Annotated in this window: 2 protein-coding genes; both read right to left on the minus strand. The window is 63.4% G+C overall.

From position 1 onward, the window contains the following. Window positions 1-211: 211 nt before the first annotated feature. Entirely contained in the window at window positions 212-1,111 is a 900-nt protein-coding gene (locus AWU74_RS05490; protein ID WP_062328424.1) for an FAD-dependent oxidoreductase, read from the minus strand. A gap of 228 nt (window positions 1,112-1,339) precedes the next feature. Beyond that, entirely contained in the window at window positions 1,340-1,471 is a 132-nt protein-coding gene (locus AWU74_RS13850; RefSeq protein ID WP_438816358.1) for a hypothetical protein, read from the minus strand. Window positions 1,472-1,488 lie beyond the last annotated feature (17 nt).

Raw genomic sequence — 1,488 nt, forward strand, 5'->3', positions numbered from 1 at the left:
CTTTCGCCCCTCGGCAATCCCGCTCGGTAGCCTCCTGCGCGGAAACCGCCGGCAAAGCCTTCTTGATAAACTCGGTAAATGCTTATTTGCCCTATGGCTCTCTATGCTTGCCTATATATAGAGTTCCCTCAAGGAACTCGGTCGTTCGGCTACCGCCGAACGCCTTATCCGCCCTATGGGGTTTCGCCTTTCGGCATATTGCTCGGTAGCCTTACTGGTGGCGGGGGCGGTCGGGGAAGCGCAGCACCTTGTCCTCAATAGACGGGCAGTAGCGCGGTCCCGCGCCGCTGATTCTGCCGGAATAGAGCGGCGAGCGGGCTATGTTTTCGCGGATAATGCGGTGGGTTTCGCCGTTCGTATAGACGAGGTGGCAGGGCACCATAGGGCGGGCGATTTCGGCGGCGCCGAACGAGAACGGCAGCGCCCGCTCATCGCCGACCTGCGCCTCGAAGCGCGAGAAGTCCGCCGATTTTTTGAGCACGCGGGGCGGGGTGCCGGTTTTGAGCCGACCGACCGGAAAGCCGAGCCGGACGAGCGCGGCGGAGAGGGCGGCGGCGCCCGGCTCGCCGAGCCTGCCGCCCGCTTCTTCATAGTCGCCGATAAAGATTTTGCCGCGGAGAAAGGTGCCGCAGGCCAGCACGGCGGCGCGGGTCGGGACGGTGCGCCCCCGCGCGGTAACGACGGCGGCAAGCTTTCTGCGCCCGCCGCCGGTTTCCTCGGTGAGCAGGTCGGCGGCGGCGTCCTGCAGCAGCGACAGGTTTTCCGCCCCCTCCAGCGTCTTTCGGGCAAGCTCGGCGTAGCGCAGCTTGTCGGCTTGGGCGCGGGGCGCCTGCACGGCTGGTCCCTTGCTGCGGTTGAGCAGGCGGAACTGAATCATCGCCGCGTCCGCGAGCCGCGCCATTTCGCCGCCGAGCGCGTCGATTTCGCGCACGATATTGCCTTTGGCGACGCCGCCGACGGAGGGGTTGCAGGACATTCGCCCGACAGCGTCGAGCGTCTGCGTGAGCAGCAGCGTCTTCAGCCCCATTCGGCTCCCAGCGAGCGCGGCTTCAATGCCCGCGTGCCCGCCGCCGACCACGACGATGTCAAAGCACTCGTAAAAACCAGCCATTGCGGGGAGCGTAGCAGATTCCGCGCGGCGTTTCTAGGCGCGTTGCCCGTGCGCGGCATAAGGGCAAAGCCCCATAAAAAGAACAGCCCCGCAAGTTAGATTGTAGCTGGGCTGCGCCGTGTTTATCTGAACGTTACGCCGAGCTTTATCGGGAACGACAGCGAGGTGCGTTCAAATTCGTGCCGCTGAAATATGGGGCGTCCTTCAGTCTGCTTCTTTGATAAACCGCTAGGTAGTGTGGACTGGAAGGTAGAGGAATAAACACCTGACATGAATAGCGGCGATGAAGGAAGCGGTGAGCTTCGCGTAGCGCGTAGCGATTCCGCGCCGGCGCTTGAGGGCACGGAAGACGTTTTCAATGACATGCCGTGCCTGAT

It is taken from the genome of Treponema endosymbiont of Eucomonympha sp. (genome assembly GCF_001028545.1).

What these genes read in the sequence shown, in the direction of transcription:
- AWU74_RS05490 (WP_062328424.1), bottom strand. Translation starts at nt 1,111, where the DNA reads ATGGCTGGTTTTTACGAGTGCTTTGACATCGTCGTGGTCGGCGGCGGG.